The sequence below is a fragment of the Salinicoccus halodurans genome (assembly GCF_900114445.1).
Classification (GTDB): Bacteria; Bacillota; Bacilli; order Staphylococcales; family Salinicoccaceae; genus Salinicoccus; species Salinicoccus halodurans.
Genome location: NZ_FOTB01000005.1, coordinates 216,862 through 230,804 on the forward strand (window position 1 = coordinate 216,862; position 13,943 = coordinate 230,804).

Consider the following 13,943-nt stretch of genomic DNA (forward strand, 5'->3'; position numbering starts at 1 on the left):
GATATCAGAGATTTGGGGTGAAGAGAATGGGAAAATGCCCGTTTTGCAGTCATGAATGGACATATAAAGAGAAACTGCTGGGCTATGCACTGAAGCCGAGAACGCGGATAAAATGCCCGGAATGCAGGGAATACATAGAACCGTCTACACTGACACTCATCTATGATTACATTGCGATCATCGGTGTTGCACTGATGGTGTTCCTGTTCATACCGATCATGCATATGCCTGTCATGGCCTCGTTACTGATAAGCCTGGCATTACTGATCATTTATCTCACAGTTTTCCTGCCGCTTACTGTAAGGTTCAAAAGATACGACTATGAATAAACGAAGGTTTACCGTCCGGACGGTTGAAATTATCCCTCACTGTGTTAAGATGAAAAAGTTGCTTATTGAATGAACAGAAAATCACACGAGGTGAGGGGAAATGAAAAAGCAAAATCTGATGGACTGGCCAACGTTCATCATATCTCTGTTGATACTGCTGTCGGTAGTCATACCACTCATTGTATTCCCGGAGGCAAGTAATACGATCATACTGTCACTGAACAACATAGTGACAACAGGTCTGGGTGCGGTCTATCTTGCACTGGGACTCGCAGTCTTCTTCTTTGTACTGTATATAGCATTTGGGAAATACGGACAGGTGACACTCGGAGAGGCGTCGGATGAGCCTGAATTCGGCACACTCAGCTGGGCGGCCATGCTCTTTTGTGCCGGTATCGGGTCCAGCATTCTGTACTGGGGTGTCATTGAATGGGTTTATTATTATCAGGCGCCGCCGTTCCACCTGGAACCGGGAAGCGAAGAGGCCATCAACTATGCCAGTACTTACGGCATGTTCCACTGGGGACCGATTGCCTGGGCGATCTACGTTCTGCCGGCACTCCCGATTGCCTATTCGCTGTACGTCAAAAAGACACCGATACTCAAAATAAGTCTGGCCTGTGAACCGATACTGGGCAAGTATACGACGAGGTGGCCGGGCAAGATCATTGATATCCTTTTCGTATTCGGTCTGCTGGGCGGTGCCGGCACCACGCTCGGCCTTGCGACACCAATGATCGCTGCAGGCATTGAATCACTGTTTGGAGTGGATGGTGAAAACATTCTGCTCCGTTTGAGTATCCTGGTTGTGGCGACGCTGATTTTTGCCTTCAGTGCCTATTCCGGCCTGAGGCGGGGTATCAAAATACTCAGTGACATCAATATTTGGCTGACGTTTATTCTGCTGGCGTTTGTCTTTATCGTAGGACCGACAGTTTTCATCATGGAAACAACAGTGTCAAGCGTGGGACTGATGTTCAAGGACTTCTTCCGCATGGCAACATGGCTTGAACCGTTTGGAGGTTTGAGCGATATACCGGAAACTTCATTCCCGCAGGACTGGACGGTATTCTACTGGGCATGGTGGCTGGTGTATGCGCCATTTGTAGGATTGTTCATCGCCCGCATTTCCAAAGGCAGACGTCTGAAGGAAGTTGTTTTAGGGACATTGATCTATGGCACTCTAGGGTGTATCCTGTTCTTTGGCATACTCGGCAACTATGGTCTCTGGCTGGAACTCTCAGGAACATTTTCAGTTACTGAAGTACTGGCGGCTCAAAGTGGTGAAGATGCAATCATGGCCATCATCGGTCAGCTGCCGATGGGGGATGTAACAACTGTATTGTTCCTCATTACCGCATTGATCTATCTGGCTACGACATTCGATTCAGGATCTTATATTCTGGCTGGAACGACCCAATCCGAGGTGGATGGAGAGCCTTACAGATGGAACCGGCTGTTCTGGGCATTTGCGCTGTCTCTCCTTCCTTTGGCACTGATGCTCATCGGCGGTGAGAACTCATTGAATCTGCTTCAGACAACGTCAATTGTTGCCGGTGCACCATTGATTTTAATATTCATCATGCTGATGGTCTCCTTCATAAGGACATTGGGGGAGGACAGGGTCAAACTTGAAGAGAGAAGAAGATTATACAAGGAAAAAGAGAGGAAGACACTTTCCATCACACACGCCAAGCGTGACAGATGGTGGGAATAGTCTCTTTTCCATCACGGCACCTTATCAGGGTAAACTATCCTGATAAGGTGTTTTTACTTAATAAAACTGAAAACCAAGCAATAATAGCGGTTTAGTGAGACAATGGTATGTACAGTAAATTGAAAGGATGAGTGCAGTGATCATTTATAAAAAATGTCTGGACTGTGGCTCACGCGAAACCGAAGAATTGAAAGTCGATGAATATGCCTGCAGCGAATGCGGAAGGCAATGGACCAAAGATGAAGCCATTGATGCAGCTTACGATGAAATCAATGTCATGAAAGTTTCCTATGGCGGATTTTTCGGCGGATACAACGAAATTGATGTTGACTTGAAGAACAGGGAAGTCACCCTGGACTTTACACGCGGCAAGACTGAAAAAACAGTAAGGGCCCTTGATGATAAAGAGACAGCGGAATTGATGAATATGCTTAAAGAAGTGGATATACTGAACTGGAAACGCAGCTACGATAATCCATTTGTACTGGATGGGACCCAATGGGATATTACATTGAAGCGGGATGCGGGGGATCTGCTCCGTTCAGGCAATAACGCTTTCCCGGAAGGATGGGAAAAATTCGGGAGCGGCATTGAAAAAATAGCCCAGATCAGCATCTTCCAGTATTGATCTATGATAAAAGGACCACTGTACAAGGCTTCGGCTCTTATACAGCGGTCCTTTTTAATTTACACCAAAACTTCGCCTTTAACGATTGTATGAATCAGGCTGCCACCCTGATCATAGAGGACGAGATCTGCATCTGCACCTTCTTTGATGACACCTTTCTGGCCGGTGATTCCAAGCTCGGTTGCGGGATTATATGATGACATCTTTACAATGTCGGTCCATCCGCAGCCTGTGAAATCCAGCATATTCCTCACTGCCTGATCCATCGTCAGGACACTGCCGGCAAGTGTGCCGTCAGCGAGGCGGGCTTCATTTCTAACTACATGGACATCCTGTCCGCCGAGATCATATTCTCCGTCCGGCAGCCCCTGTGCACGCATGGCATCAGTGATCATGATCATGCGGTCGGAAGTGATGTTGTCATAGGCAAGCTTCACCATCTCCGGCCGTGAATGGATACCGTCGGAAATGATTTCGATGAATGCACTGGACATATAGGAGAAGCCGACGACACCCGGCTCCCTGTGATGCAGACCGCGCATGCCGTTATAAAGATGGGTCACATGACTCACACCATTTTTTTCAGCTTCAAGAAGTGTGCCGTACAAAGCGTCCGTATGACCGGCGGAAGGTATGATATCAAGTTCCTTCAACGCCTCAAGGAAACTGCCGTTTTCATCTTCTTCCGGTGCAAATGTTAGCAGCCGGATTTTATTCCCTGAAATATCCTGAAGATGGCGGATCAGATCCACATCCGGTGTGACGATATGATCAGGATGCTGGGCGCCTGGATGTTTTTTGGAAATGAAGGGTCCCTCCTGATGGATGCCGAGCATTTCCGCTCCGGACTGGTAGGTGTAATCAGCCAGATTCATCAGTGCCCGTTCAATATTCTCTATCGTTGATGTCATCGTTGTCGCGAGGAATGAAGTGGATCCTGTTTTTGGCAGGTGGGCCGAGATCTTTTCCACATATTCCATATCCGCATCCATCGCATCTGCACCATCTGCACCGTGGATATGCATTTCAATCGCCCCAGGCAGAAGGTTTTTATTTTCTGCATCAATGAAATTTTCAACTTCCGGACAATCCTCCATCGGGCCGAATGAATGGATTTTCCCATCTTCTATGAGCAGCCAATGTTCCGCATAAACGCATTCATGCGTGACGATATTGGCGTTCTTTATTAATAATTTCATATAATCGCATCCTTGCTGGGAAATATAATTTATCATAAATGGATCTGTTAATAAAATTAGTATATCAAACATATACCAAAATATGCTATATTGTAAGCGATAACATATATTAAGGGTGAATAGAGGGAGGAAATGATATGTTACGTTATGTCCAGAATATGGGGAGATCATTCATGCTCCCTGTTTCAGTACTTCCGGCTGCCGCCTTATTGCTTGGCATCGGTTATGCCATCGATCCTACAGGATGGGGCGGGGAAAGTGTTGTTGCAGGATTCTTCATCAACGCCGGAGGTTCGATACTTGATCATCTGGCCATCATCTTTTCAGTAGGGCTTGCCTTTGGTATGTCCAAGGATAAGAATGGGGCTGCGGCAATTACAGGTCTGGTATCATTTTTAGTCGTTACGAATCTATTGAATGCTGAATCTGTTGCATTGCTGCAGGGTGTGCCGGCAGAAGAGGTCGGTGAGGCGTTTGGTGTCATAGAAAATAACGTCCTGATTGGTATCGTCACCGGTTTGATCAGTGCTGCTTTATATAACCGGTTCAGTGAAACGAAACTTCCGCCGTATCTGGCTTTCTTCAGCGGCAGACGGGCAGTGCCGATTATCGCAGTATTCGTGATGCTCGCTGTTTCGGGTATTCTTTACGTTGCATGGCCGTTGCTCTATAATGCACTGTTCAATTTCGGTGAATGGATCAGCGGACTTGGTGCATTGGGTGCGGGTATTTACGGTTTCTTCAACAGATTGCTTATTCCGACTGGATTGCACCATGCACTAAACTCGGTGTTCTGGTTCGATACAGTCGGCATCAATGACATTGGTAACTTCTGGGCAAGTGAAGGGGAACAGGGCATCACAGGCCGTTATCAGGCCGGATTCTTCCCGATCATGATGTTCGGTCTTCCCGGTGCTGCACTTGCGATGTACCATACGGCTAAAACGAAATATAAAAAAGCGGCAGGGTCGGTGCTGCTGGCAACTGCCCTCACTGCATTCCTTACAGGCGTGACGGAACCGATGGAATTCTCATTCATGTTCCTGGCGCCACTGCTTTATGTGGTTCACGCATTCCTCACAGGATTGTCCATGTTCATCGCAGCAGCATTCGAATGGACAGCAGGATTCGGATTCAGTGCGGGACTGATCGACTTCGTCCTCAGTACCCAGGTTCCAATCGCAAATCAGCCTTACATGCTCATTGTGCAGGGACTCGTGTTCTTCGTGCTGTATTATGTGATTTTCAGAGCGATCATCACTATGCTCGATCTCAAAACGCCGGGACGTGATGCATCTGTCCTTGCTGACGACGGCTCCTCTGCTGTCTCTGATGACAGCGTACAGGAGACAGGTCAGAGCGGCGGCTTTGATGATAAGTACTCTCAGCAGACGGACAAGATCCTGATCGGCCTCGGCGGTAAGGAAAATATCGATACAGTGGACTACTGTACAACCAGACTGCGAATAAATGTCCACGATGATTCAAAAGTCGATGAAGGACAGATCAAGACTTCGGGGGCCCATGGTGTAATCAAACCGGGAAAAAACAACGTCCAGGTTGTAGTGGGGACGGAAGTTGAACATGTGGCTGAAGAAATGAAGCGCATGCTGTAAGATTTTCAGAGAGGCATTCCGGATGAGGAATGCCTTTTTCAGTTGTGGCAGCGGAGTTTTATTATATAATAGCGGCAAAGGAGGGGGCTTATGTTCTCATTTAACCACCCTGTGGAGATAAAATTCGGTGAAGGCATATTTACCCGTTTGAATGAATTTGTTGAGGAGTATGATTATGAAAGAATAGTTGTGGCTGCATCCGGCTCGCAGGTCGGGAATGGTGTTGTGAATCTGATCGAATCGCTGCTTGGGGATAAGGTGAGACAGGTTGTCACCGGTATTGAAGCCAATCCGACACTGGGAAATGTCGAATCGATTGTCAGCGCAATGTATGAACACGATGCCCATGCTGTAATCGCAGCGGGCGGCGGTTCTGTAATGGATGCATCGAAAGCTGCCGCAGCTGCCTATATGCAGGGCATTGGAATCGGAGCATTATTCGGGCATAAAGATTTCTCCGAAGCGCTGCCGGTCATAGCAATTCCGTCTACGAGCGGTTCGGCATCAGAAGTGACCCCGTCAAGTGTCATCAGTGATAAGGAAAATGAGCTCAAGGTGCCTTTGTCCGGTCCCGGTCTTTATCCGAAACTGGCGATCGTGGATCCTGAACTGACCTTTACTTGCCCGCCGCATGTCACCGCTGTCTCAGGTATTGATGTAATCTGTCATGCACTCGATTGTCTGGGTTCGTCTAAAAACAATCCGATTTCCGATGCGCTGGCGATCCGTGCAGCGAAGCTCGCATTCGAAAACCTGTCCACAGCGTTCGACGAGCCGGAAAACAGGGAAGCGCGTAAAAACATGTCGCTGGCGAGTGTTCTTGCGGGCATGGCGTTCAGTCAGACTGGCACAACCGCATCTCATGCAATGAGCTACTATCTGACTTCCCATTTTGATGTTCCCCACGGGGAAGCATGTGCTTTTTCATTGGACGAATGGTTTGTAATCAATGCGAAAGCCAATCCGGAACTGCATCATCATGCAAGAGATATCGGATTCGAGGATGCCGATCACTTGAGCGTACGATTCAATGATTTAAAACGCAAAGTCGGTTTAAGGATCACTTTGGATGAACTCGGAATCGATCGTAATCATATAGAGAATATAGCGGAGGAGAGCCTGAAACAGGCGAATATGAAGAACAATACAGCACAGTTGGACAAAACTGAAATCGTGCAGCTGCTCGAAAGGAAGTAGGTGGCGTCTTTATGAAGAGGATCCTGTTCTTAGCGGGGTTGTTTTCACTGATTTTACTTGCGGGGTGTGATGGTATGGAAGAAAAGAAAGATTATCTTGTGAGTGTCAAAGAAGATTTTACTGAAGAAGAGCTGGAAGCCCTGAATATTGACGAAGCGGATATAAAACATAAATTTTCATTTATGGATATGTACTTGATTTCACTGAATGAGAGCCAGGTAGAAAAGCTGGAAGGGCATGAAAAGGTGAACTACGTCGAAGCGGATCAGGAAGTATCCACACCGGAACCGGGAGATGAAGAAAAATGACCGGGAGGTGCATGTGAATGGCTTTGATCATCCGCAGACCCGAATCGGCGGATGCGCCCGGGGTTGCGCTTATATGCAGCGAAGGGTGGCGTCAGACTGTGGAAGGAAAGATGTCCTCGTCTCATCAGCACGCTGTAATTTCTTTTTGGTATACAGAGGGAAAAGTGCAAAAGGATATCAGAAGAGGCAGCTACAGTTATGTCGCAGAAGTGGACGACACAGTCGCCGGCGTCATCGGCGGAGGAATGACAGCGGTGGATACGTCTGAAATCTTTGTCTTCTATGTGCACGAAGAATACCGGTATCAAGGCATAGGGAAAAAACTGCTTGATAAAATTACCGGAGGGCATATTAAAAGAGGCGCATCTGAACAATGGGTCTCTGTACAGGAAGGAAACATTTACGGAAGGCCGTTCTATGAAGCAAGGGGATTCAGCTGCCGTCATTCAAAAGAGACAAAGACAGCAACCGGTGAAGTACAGGTATCATTGCGGTTTAAACGTGAATTATAAGCAACCTGCAAACCAATTCATTGTGATTATGATTTGGTTTGCAGGCTGTTTTAATTTTTACGGAGATTTTTTATCTCTTTTTCAGCTACTTCAATATGCTCTGCCATCTTTTCACTGAGATCTTCAAGATGAAATGCGGATTCTGCTTTTCTTAGATGTTCCTCTGCATTATCGGAATCATTTAAAGCGGTGTAGATCAAGCATATTAAATGGTGGGCCCGCCCCAGATAGTACATTGTATTATATTCCTGAATCCGGATGAGCAGTTTAAAGCAAATATCCAGAGCCTGGACATCTTTAAAATTACTATATAGACTGTTTGCATAACCATAATACAGCTGGATCAACATATAATGGTCGAAATAATGACTGTCTTCATATTCCAGAATGCGTCTCCTGTGGCGGGTGTATAGTTCCAGTGCTTCCTCATATTTGTCCTGAGTGATATACAAGTCACCGAGCGTATTGATGATTTCAAGTTCGAGGTCCGACTTATTCTTCTTTTCTTTCATCAGTTCAATCAAGATTTTCTCTGCCTGATCATATCTTTCTTCATTTCTTAATACGATGGCGGAATATGTTCTGAAGAGCCTGTCGAAATTATTGTACTTCAGATCGAAATTCGAATTTTGAATGATTGTTTCCTCTGCATCTTTTAAAGTCGCTTTCAACATATCAGTATGGCGGAAATAAACATATTCCCGCAATTTCTCTAAGTAGTAGTCTATCATTGCGTATTCTGAATCTTCATCAACGAATAATGTCTGCATGCTGATGCCCAGACGCTGACACAGCTGATAGAGTACTTCTGCAGTGATGGCGGTGTCTCCGCGCTCGAATCTATAGATGGTTGTCATACCACATATGCCCTCGGCAAGATCTTTATGGGTTAATCCTTTCAGATGTCGTATCTCTTTAAAGCGTTCGTAATATTCCATAAATATCCTCCTTTTTGTTCACAATTTTTGCATATGTGAATATTGATTAAAAATTTAGAATACTTCATAATATGGTTATAGACATTGATTGGTGGTGAAAGGGATGAAAAAACTTATCGGCGTATTCATTTTGGGCCTCATGCTTATTGCTTCAGTATCATTCAGCAATCCGGAAACAGTAGAAGCGAGTATTGTTCAGCCGGATTCAGCAGAATTTGGAGTAGCTGGGGGCGCATATATGTCTGATGGTAGACCCCGCCCTATCGATGTTTATTAGCAACTTATAGTAAGTTCATTTTTTCCTTACCCTTAATTGGATTTACCCCTGCCTAAGAAATGCACCCGACCTCTTAATAATTTCAGGCAGGGGGTTTTTTTGTGCAAAAAATATGCCGGATGCATATAATTGAGTTATCTTTCATATTATCATACCCAAATATGAAATGACTTAATATAAAATTAAGAATAATTTATCATAATTATACATAAGAACAGATTTAATTTCATTTTTGAAGCAGTTTGTTATAATTGGGGAAAAAGATTTTCGGAGGAAAAGATGAAGAAATACATAAAAGTGGTCGGTGCGGTAATTGTAAATGAAAACGATGAAATTCTGTGTGCCCAGCGTCCTGAAGGTAAGAGCCTTGAGCTGATGTGGGAATTTCCCGGAGGTAAAATCGAAGAGGGAGAAGCACCACTTGATGCTTTAAGACGTGAACTGGAAGAGGAGATGAACTGTCAGATCGAAGTCGGTGACAAGATTATAACGACAGTCCATGAATATGACTTTGGTATCGTTGAGCTGACGACATATTATTCCAAAGTGATTTCCGGTGATATCCAGCTGCTCGAACATGTGGATATGAAATGGCTCAAAAGAGAAGTTATCGATACATTGGAATGGGCGCCGGCGGATATTCCGGCGATTGAACTGATTAAAAAAGGATAGTGTCTGAATGCAAAGCTGTATTAATTACATTGTCGGATTTTTCGGGACGGCATCAATAATTAAGTTACTGTTTATATGTTTTACAGTAAGTGCGCTGGGGACTGTTATCTATCAGTTTGCAAATGACCTTACAAACTATATATTATATTTATTACAGTAGCGCAGAGATTCTATGAAAAGGATCTCTTTTTTTATATTTTGATGTTCCATTGGATTATTTAGAGAATATTCAGTATAATTGTATCTAAATTATTTACGGGAGTGTCTTACACATAATGAAAGTTTCCATAATAGGTGCAGGAAATGGTGGAATTGTTGCAGCAGCTGATCTGACTGTAAGAGGGCATGAAGTGACATTGTATCATTCTCTGCAGGCGTTGAAGGACCCGCATCAGGATATCATGCAGGAGAAATTGATGTTTGAAGGGGAGGAAGTGGTTTTCCATAAATTTACTCAGGACCCGGAGGATGCGGTAGAAGGGGCAGAAGTGATCATGACATGTCTGCCGACGAATATACTGCCGCAGATGTTCGAAGAACTGATTCCGTATCTGAGTAACGGGCAGATGATTTTCATCAACGGTGCGAGTGCCATGAACAGTGTCGTCCTGAGTACTCTGTTAAAGGAAAAAAGAAGCGGCATATCTGTGCTTATAGGTGAATCGATGTCGCTCACTTACGCAGCAAGGTATGACTGTGAATCTAACGATGCGGATATCATACTGCGCAGCAAGCATAACCTGTTCAGTGCGTTTCCCGCCAGCGACACCGAGCTGATGCTTGAGAAACTGCAGGGGCTCTATGATACGCTGGTGCCGGCCGATAACGTCATCGAGACGGCGCTAAACAACGGAAATCCGGAAAGCCATCCTGCGCCGTCAATTTTAAACACCGGATATATCGATAATCACGGGGATGAGTTTTATCTGTATAAAGAGGGCGTGACGACACATACAGTAAAAGCGATTGAAGCGATTGATAAAGAACGTCAGGAAATTTGCGCAGCGCTTGATTTTGAAGTACTTGATAAATCTGCACGTTCGGAACGAAGCACATATTTTGAGGAGAATAAAAGTCTAAAAGATCAATATAACGAAAGTATCGTACTTAAGGATCTGTTGGGCCCGACTACGCTCAATAACAGGTACATCATTGAAGATGTCGGTTACGGACTTGTGTTGTGGAAAAGTATCGGTGAAGCGCTGAATATTAAAACGCCGACCATCGATTCAATCATTCATCTGGCATCAATCATGCTCGAGTACAATTTTATGCAGGAAGGGCTGACATTGGAAAAGCTCGGTATCGATGCTGCAATGAATTTGAATGCACAAGTGTAAAAATGACCCGGTCCTGTTGGGCCGGGTCATTCTGGTTAATCATTCTTTTTATGGGTAATGACTTCCGCGCCGCGGTTTCCGGCGATTTCTTTTGCGCGTTTCACGGCTTCATCTTTTGTATCGTACGTATTGCTTGGACGTTTGGCGCCTTTTGTCTGTACTTTCCATTCATCATCTTCATAGAATACTTCAACATCGTTATCTGCAATCTTACCGCCCTGAACGTCAGGATCGTCTTCATGTTCTGTAACATCTTTATTTTCAAGTTCTTTTAATTCGTCATCATTTGCATTTTTATACCAATCCTGGGCCTGTTCAGTTCCGATTGGAATCGCGCGGTTATCATCATACCCTTCCTCAAGCAGTGCATTGATGATATCAATCGCTTTTTTGCGTTCCAGTTTCTCCATATTCTTGAGTGAATCCGGATAATCATTTGTTGTATAAGGCATACCGATTTCTCCTTTCATCAATATCTAGTAATATAGTACCCATAATACTGAAGAATAAAGGTGATAAAATGTTATTTAAGTATGAAGTGGAAACTGATAAGCGGGAAACTTTTATCAATATCGATTCACTGATCCGGCAGACACTGGATGAGTGTAAGTTGAAAGCCGGAATAATAACCGTATTCACACCCCATACCACTGCCGGAATCACCATCAACGAAAATGCAGATCCGGATGTCGTGAAAGATCTGGTATATGGCATGAATATTACTTTCGACAATAAAGAAGAGTATCAGCATGCTGAAGGTAATTCAGATTCGCATATGAAATCGTCACTTGTGGGGGAGAGTGAGACTTTAATTGTGGAAAATGGTAAAGTGATATATGGAACATGGCAAAGCATGTATTTTGCAGAGTTTGATGGACCACGCACGAGAACAGTCTATATAAAAGTAATTAAAGGGTAATTTAAAAAGGCATAGAAAAACCTGCACCGGGTGAGTGCAGGAAAAATAGGAGAAATTTTTATTAAGAAAATGGAATAGGTTGTAGTTAATATTTATTAACTATCTTTATAATACTGAATTTTCTGATTAATTTCAAGAGTTTATTTCACTTTTTTGGATTTATTTTTTTGATATGGGGTAGATAGTATCAAAAGGGTATTGGAGGCAATTATGGAATTCATTAAATCATTACTTATATTTCTGTTTAAACTGTTCGTTGTTCTGTTGGTCGTAGCTACAGCGGGAATTGCCGTACTGGCTTTCTTCCTGAAAAAAGATGTGGATGAAATCAAAGAATTCACAGAAAATCTGAAGCGGGAAATCAATTCGGAAAAAGAATAGAGATGTTTATACTAGGGGAGGGACACTTTTGTGTTCCTTTTTTTATTTGCTGCGGGCTTACATCACTGTTTCAGCCGCGTTGATAAGAACGAAGAAGTCCCGTATCAGCGTTGGCAGCACAAACGGCGGCCGACAAAGGTCGCAGTATCGATTTTTATTCGTTGAGATGAGAAAAAGTTATTATCGAAACCGGAGCGATGATAATCAGCAAGCCACACTGTCACTTCAATAAAAAAAGACGCCCCGTCAACAGAGGCGTCCTGCTTCAAAACATAAACTTCAAATCTATTCATTCAATGCTTTATCCAGCACTTCAATATTTTCCCGCATGATCGACTGATATGTTGCATCTTCCCGATCCCGGTCAGTCAGGACTGCAAGGTTATGGAATTCCAGTGGTTCAGTGCCTGTTTCTTGGCGGATGGTATCGGCAATTTTGGAAGTGAGGTTCTGTTCGTATAAAATATACGGTGCATCCTGCGCCTCAACATTTTCGATGATTTCCACGAGTTCCTGCTGGGAAGGCTCCTGGTTGTTCATGCCTGTTATGCCGACCTGATTGAAATGATACCTGTCTGCCAGGTAACCGAGAGATTCATGTGAAATATAGACGGTGTCCCGCTCAGGCGACTCTGTAATCGTTTTGAATTTTGAATCGATGTCTTCCAGATCGTTCTTCAGAGTCTCGAAATTTTCATTATAAAGCTGTTCCTGCTCTGGATTCATATCAACAAGTTTATCTTTTATCGATTCAGCCATCTGCAGTGAAAAGTTGGGATCGAGCCATATATGCGGATCTTCCGAACCATGGTCATGTCCGTGATCGTGTGCCTCGTCTCCATTTTCGCTGTCATGGTCATGGCCGTGCTCTCCGTCTTCGTGGTTATGTCCTTCATGCATTTCTATAAAATCGTCTTCAGAAATGACTTTCCCGGCTGCAAAGAAATTGCTGTGTTCTCCGACTGCATTTTTGATTTTTTCCGCTACAGGGTCGAATTGCTCTGTCGTATAGACGAATAAATCGCCGGCCGCAAAGTCGAGCATTTCTTTTTGTGTCGGTTCATAGGAATGGATATCGACACCGTTCGGATAAATTGTTTCCACATCAACCGTGTCCCCGCCAATCTGTTCTACGAAACTTTTCAGAGGGAACACTGTTGTGTATATTTCAAAAGTGTTTTTATCTCCGTCTGTATCTCCGGCTGTGTCACTGCCACAGGCAGCAAGTGTGAGCACAAGCAGACTTGTGTATAGGATTGTCATAATTTTTTTCATGTAAGTGTGCTCCTTTTATCAATCATAACGGAATGATTACGATTTAAAATTATATCGTAACGGTTACGGTTAGGCAAGGGGGAATTGATATTTTTATAAAAGTATTGAAAAAATCAGCATTAACGCTTAAAATGGTTAAGGCGGTTTAATGAAGACGGGGATCTGGCTGATATTGAATAGCAATCGTTTCATCCTGCATGCAGGATGATCAACTGGCCAGTTGAAAAGTAGCCCGGCAGTACTTTCAGAGTGCTGTCTGACATGGTATAATATTAATATTGTTCCAATTTTGCAGATCCATCACCGCAAATCGAACTAGAAACACGTATAGCAAAGGAGGCGGAACTGATGAGAGTAAATGTAACTTTGGCTTGCACTGACTGTGGAGATCGTAACTATATTACGACTAAAAACAAAAAAAACAATCCTGAGCGTATTGAAATGAAAAAATACTGCCCTAGATCAAACAGCTACACACTGCATCGTGAAACGAAGTAAGTGTCGCCTGTTGGCCGCCTGTGACCAGGCGGTCTTTTTTTTTATTCTTTTACATATACGATTAGTGGAAGTTGCAGCGTTTATTCTGCTATCATTGAAAGTGAGGAAGTATACCGTTTGTGTTTTTAAAAATGCAT

18 protein-coding genes are annotated in these 13,943 nt (G+C 44.0%); 13 read left to right on the top strand and 5 right to left on the bottom strand.

The features are described 5' to 3' along the window. Positions 1–26: 26 nt before the first annotated feature. From BM271_RS11680 to BM271_RS11690, 3 genes are all read left to right on the top strand, one after another. Positions 27–329, top strand: a complete 303-nt coding sequence (locus BM271_RS11680; RefSeq protein WP_074924577.1) for a hypothetical protein — start codon at positions 27–29, stop codon at positions 327–329. Between the two features lie 100 nt (positions 330–429). Beyond that, positions 430–2,046: a BCCT family transporter gene (locus BM271_RS11685; RefSeq protein WP_046790745.1), complete on the top strand. Its 1,617-nt coding sequence runs from the start codon at positions 430–432 to the stop codon at positions 2,044–2,046. A gap of 136 nt (positions 2,047–2,182) precedes the next feature. Next, entirely contained in the window at positions 2,183–2,674 is a 492-nt protein-coding gene (locus BM271_RS11690) for a hypothetical protein (RefSeq protein WP_046790744.1), read from the top strand. Between the two features lie 59 nt (positions 2,675–2,733). Here BM271_RS11690 and nagA read toward each other — a convergent pair whose 3' ends face one another. Continuing rightward, the gene (gene nagA, locus BM271_RS11695; RefSeq protein WP_046790743.1) at positions 2,734–3,873 is read right to left on the bottom strand and encodes an N-acetylglucosamine-6-phosphate deacetylase; all 1,140 of its coding nucleotides are present in this window, start codon (positions 3,871–3,873) and stop codon (positions 2,734–2,736) included. Positions 3,874–4,010: 137 nt separating this feature from the next. Here nagA and nagE point away from each other — a divergent pair, with 137 nt between their 5' ends. From nagE to BM271_RS11715, 4 genes are all read left to right on the top strand, one after another. Continuing rightward, on the top strand, positions 4,011–5,489 hold the full coding sequence (gene nagE, locus BM271_RS11700) for an N-acetylglucosamine-specific PTS transporter subunit IIBC (protein ID WP_046790742.1): 1,479 nt from the start codon (positions 4,011–4,013) through the stop codon (positions 5,487–5,489). Positions 5,490–5,579: 90 nt separating this feature from the next. Further along, the gene (locus tag BM271_RS11705; protein WP_046790741.1) at positions 5,580–6,686 is read left to right on the top strand and encodes an iron-containing alcohol dehydrogenase; all 1,107 of its coding nucleotides are present in this window, start codon (positions 5,580–5,582) and stop codon (positions 6,684–6,686) included. Positions 6,687–6,697: 11 nt separating this feature from the next. Further along, positions 6,698–6,994 (top strand): protease inhibitor I9 family protein, encoded by a 297-nt coding sequence (locus BM271_RS11710; RefSeq protein ID WP_046790740.1) that lies wholly within the window; start codon positions 6,698–6,700, stop codon positions 6,992–6,994. A gap of 17 nt (positions 6,995–7,011) precedes the next feature. Beyond that, a complete protein-coding gene (locus BM271_RS11715; RefSeq protein WP_046790739.1) occupies positions 7,012–7,506 on the top strand; it encodes a GNAT family N-acetyltransferase in 495 nt (164 codons plus the stop codon). A 50-nt stretch (positions 7,507–7,556) separates the two neighbouring features. Here the strand turns inward: BM271_RS11715 and BM271_RS11720 are convergent, their stop codons facing one another. Continuing rightward, positions 7,557–8,444 carry a helix-turn-helix domain-containing protein gene (locus BM271_RS11720; protein ID WP_046790738.1) on the bottom strand — a complete coding sequence of 296 codons (888 nt, stop codon included), beginning with the start codon at positions 8,442–8,444 and terminating at the stop codon, positions 7,557–7,559. A 103-nt stretch (positions 8,445–8,547) separates the two neighbouring features. Here BM271_RS11720 and BM271_RS14415 point away from each other — a divergent pair, with 103 nt between their 5' ends. From BM271_RS14415 to BM271_RS11730, 3 genes are all read left to right on the top strand, one after another. Beyond that, positions 8,548–8,721, top strand: coding sequence for a hypothetical protein (locus BM271_RS14415; RefSeq protein WP_200795349.1), 174 nt, complete (start codon positions 8,548–8,550; stop codon positions 8,719–8,721). Positions 8,722–9,000: 279 nt separating this feature from the next. Next, positions 9,001–9,393, top strand: coding sequence for a (deoxy)nucleoside triphosphate pyrophosphohydrolase (locus BM271_RS11725; RefSeq protein ID WP_046790737.1), 393 nt, complete (start codon positions 9,001–9,003; stop codon positions 9,391–9,393). Positions 9,394–9,668: 275 nt separating this feature from the next. Beyond that, on the top strand, positions 9,669–10,733 hold the full coding sequence (locus tag BM271_RS11730; protein WP_046790736.1) for an NAD/NADP octopine/nopaline dehydrogenase family protein: 1,065 nt from the start codon (positions 9,669–9,671) through the stop codon (positions 10,731–10,733). Between the two features lie 35 nt (positions 10,734–10,768). Here the strand turns inward: BM271_RS11730 and BM271_RS11735 are convergent, their stop codons facing one another. Then, positions 10,769–11,185, bottom strand: coding sequence for a DUF2188 domain-containing protein (locus tag BM271_RS11735; RefSeq protein ID WP_046790735.1), 417 nt, complete (start codon positions 11,183–11,185; stop codon positions 10,769–10,771). Positions 11,186–11,253: 68 nt separating this feature from the next. On the opposite strand from BM271_RS11735, the gene BM271_RS11740 reads away from it, so the two are divergent. Both BM271_RS11740 and BM271_RS14420 read left to right on the top strand, forming a co-directional pair. Beyond that, positions 11,254–11,652 carry a secondary thiamine-phosphate synthase enzyme YjbQ gene (locus BM271_RS11740; RefSeq protein ID WP_046790734.1) on the top strand — a complete coding sequence of 133 codons (399 nt, stop codon included), beginning with the start codon at positions 11,254–11,256 and terminating at the stop codon, positions 11,650–11,652. A 210-nt stretch (positions 11,653–11,862) separates the two neighbouring features. Further along, the gene (locus tag BM271_RS14420; protein WP_200795350.1) at positions 11,863–12,033 is read left to right on the top strand and encodes a hypothetical protein; all 171 of its coding nucleotides are present in this window, start codon (positions 11,863–11,865) and stop codon (positions 12,031–12,033) included. 104 nt (positions 12,034–12,137) lie between these two features. Here the strand turns inward: BM271_RS14420 and BM271_RS14195 are convergent, their stop codons facing one another. Both BM271_RS14195 and BM271_RS11745 read right to left on the bottom strand, forming a co-directional pair. Then, positions 12,138–12,326, bottom strand: a complete 189-nt coding sequence (locus tag BM271_RS14195) for a hypothetical protein (RefSeq protein ID WP_143544944.1) — start codon at positions 12,324–12,326, stop codon at positions 12,138–12,140. Further along, complete coding sequence (locus BM271_RS11745; protein ID WP_046790733.1) at positions 12,319–13,308, bottom strand: metal ABC transporter solute-binding protein, Zn/Mn family; 990 nt, start codon at positions 13,306–13,308, stop codon at positions 12,319–12,321. Before BM271_RS11745 ends, BM271_RS14195 begins: the two co-directional genes overlap by 8 nt. Positions 13,309–13,656: 348 nt before the next feature. Here BM271_RS11745 and rpmG point away from each other — a divergent pair, with 348 nt between their 5' ends. After that, the gene (rpmG, locus tag BM271_RS11750; RefSeq protein WP_046790732.1) at positions 13,657–13,806 is read left to right on the top strand and encodes a 50S ribosomal protein L33; all 150 of its coding nucleotides are present in this window, start codon (positions 13,657–13,659) and stop codon (positions 13,804–13,806) included. Positions 13,807–13,943: the final 137 nt, after the last annotated feature.

Bases quoted from the DNA above. Each gene is read 5' to 3' on its own strand.
- BM271_RS11745 (WP_046790733.1), bottom strand. From the start codon at position 13,308: ATGAAAAAAATTATGACAATCCTATACACAAGTCTGCTTGTGCTCACA.
- nagA (WP_046790743.1), bottom strand. From the start codon at position 3,873: ATGAAATTATTAATAAAGAACGCCAATATCGTCACGCATGAATGCGTT.
- BM271_RS11685 (WP_046790745.1), top strand. From the start codon at position 430: ATGAAAAAGCAAAATCTGATGGACTGGCCAACGTTCATCATATCTCTG.
- BM271_RS14195 (WP_143544944.1), bottom strand. From the start codon at position 12,326: ATGAATAGATTTGAAGTTTATGTTTTGAAGCAGGACGCCTCTGTTGAC.
- BM271_RS14415 (WP_200795349.1), top strand. From the start codon at position 8,548: ATGAAAAAACTTATCGGCGTATTCATTTTGGGCCTCATGCTTATTGCT.
- BM271_RS11710 (WP_046790740.1), top strand. From the start codon at position 6,698: ATGAAGAGGATCCTGTTCTTAGCGGGGTTGTTTTCACTGATTTTACTT.
- nagE (WP_046790742.1), top strand. From the start codon at position 4,011: ATGTTACGTTATGTCCAGAATATGGGGAGATCATTCATGCTCCCTGTT.
- BM271_RS11715 (WP_046790739.1), top strand. From the start codon at position 7,012: ATGGCTTTGATCATCCGCAGACCCGAATCGGCGGATGCGCCCGGGGTT.
- BM271_RS11680 (WP_074924577.1), top strand. From the start codon at position 27: ATGGGAAAATGCCCGTTTTGCAGTCATGAATGGACATATAAAGAGAAA.
- BM271_RS11740 (WP_046790734.1), top strand. From the start codon at position 11,254: ATGTTATTTAAGTATGAAGTGGAAACTGATAAGCGGGAAACTTTTATC.
- rpmG (WP_046790732.1), top strand. From the start codon at position 13,657: ATGAGAGTAAATGTAACTTTGGCTTGCACTGACTGTGGAGATCGTAAC.
- BM271_RS11730 (WP_046790736.1), top strand. From the start codon at position 9,669: ATGAAAGTTTCCATAATAGGTGCAGGAAATGGTGGAATTGTTGCAGCA.
- BM271_RS14420 (WP_200795350.1), top strand. From the start codon at position 11,863: ATGGAATTCATTAAATCATTACTTATATTTCTGTTTAAACTGTTCGTT.
- BM271_RS11735 (WP_046790735.1), bottom strand. From the start codon at position 11,185: ATGCCTTATACAACAAATGATTATCCGGATTCACTCAAGAATATGGAG.
- BM271_RS11725 (WP_046790737.1), top strand. From the start codon at position 9,001: ATGAAGAAATACATAAAAGTGGTCGGTGCGGTAATTGTAAATGAAAAC.
- BM271_RS11705 (WP_046790741.1), top strand. From the start codon at position 5,580: ATGTTCTCATTTAACCACCCTGTGGAGATAAAATTCGGTGAAGGCATA.
- BM271_RS11720 (WP_046790738.1), bottom strand. From the start codon at position 8,444: ATGGAATATTACGAACGCTTTAAAGAGATACGACATCTGAAAGGATTA.